The sequence below is a fragment of the Oleiphilus sp. HI0061 genome (assembly GCF_001635675.1).
This window is the reverse complement of sequence record NZ_LWFE01001137.1, coordinates 1-1,171: the sequence shown is the minus strand read 5'-3', so window position 1 is coordinate 1,171 and position 1,171 is coordinate 1. Positions and strand designations below refer to the sequence as shown.

Annotated in this window: 2 protein-coding genes; one reads left to right on the top strand and one right to left on the bottom strand. The window is 43.8% G+C overall.

Going from position 1 to position 1,171, the window contains the following annotated elements; translation table 11 throughout:
• Positions 1-488, top strand: a 488-nt coding sequence (locus A3735_RS32400) for a cold shock domain-containing protein (RefSeq protein ID WP_068638333.1), incomplete at its 5' end; no start/stop codon positions are given.
• A 32-nt stretch (positions 489-520) separates the two neighbouring features.
• Here the strand turns inward: A3735_RS32400 and A3735_RS16960 are convergent.
• The gene (locus tag A3735_RS16960; RefSeq protein WP_068508916.1) at positions 521-913 is read right to left on the bottom strand and encodes a hypothetical protein; all 393 of its coding nucleotides are present in this window, start codon (positions 911-913) and stop codon (positions 521-523) included.
• Positions 914-1,171: the final 258 nt, after the last annotated feature.

The window sequence follows — 1,171 nt, the reverse complement described above, 5'->3', positions numbered from 1 at the left end:
AGAGTTTATCTAAAAAATTATTAGTAAGTGCGGTTGTTGCGCTGCCATTTCCTTACGTTATGTTGGTATTGGCTTCGTCTGCTTCAGTATTACCACAAGGCCTTACAGCCGAGAATTTCCTTTCAGGTGAAAATGGTAGCGGCTTTTACGCTTTGGTTTGGTTGATGTTTTTTGCTGCATCTGCCATTTCGCAAATTGCGGCACAGTCTTCGTCTTCTTCTGCTTCAAGTAACAATGCGCAAGAAGCATCTGAGTCTGATGACGACGATGATACACCTGAGGGTGTAGAGTCCGGTACCGTTAAATGGTTCAATGTGAATAAAGGTTTTGGTTTTATTACGACCGATGCGGGCGAAGATGTTTTTGTTCACTTCCGTTCAATTCGTGGTCGCGGTCGTCGCTCATTGCGTCAAGGCCAAGCAGTGCGCTTTGATTTGAGTGAGGGTGAGAAGGGTATGCAGGCAGACAACGTTTCGGTTGCCAAGTAAGCCTCTAGCTCTTTAGCTTCTACAGAAAAGGCTTATCCCCAGCGGATAAGCTTTTTTTCGTTTCGGGTGATGGCATTCCAATATTCACCTGCTTCATCTTCCCCTTCTTGCCAGCTATGTGCGGCACACCTGACCTCAAGTTCATACATCTCTAACAGGCTTAGTGCGCAGGCTTCATCATTGTCCCAAGGTGTTTCAGACGATTTGAACCAAACACTGCAATAAGACTTTCCTGCTGCACAGGGCGTAACGACGATAGGGATCTTATTCCCTTCGCGTGAAAGGGTGCCCGAGATACTTTTCTTTTCGGATAAGCTGCTTGCTTCAAGGTTGATATCGATGGTTGTAAAGTGAGTATTTAGCCAGGCGAGCAATTCACTGTTGTTTATGTTCTTTATGTATATTTCTATATCGGGCGTTATCATTTATTTGTCCAAGAAATTCTGGATTCTGCTTACGAGAAGGCGAATATAGCAGTAAAAGGCGATGATAGCGCTAGGCACGCTAAGAATAAGACCAATTAGCGCAAGTAATTCCTGCTTTTCAGATGCGGGCAAGAGAATATTAACGTATACAATTGTTCCGAGGCCTGCCAGGGTACAAATGGCACTGATCAGAAAGTATTTAAAATAATTCTGCTGATTATGTTTTTTAGACGACACGGTAGTGGCTTTTAAACTCTT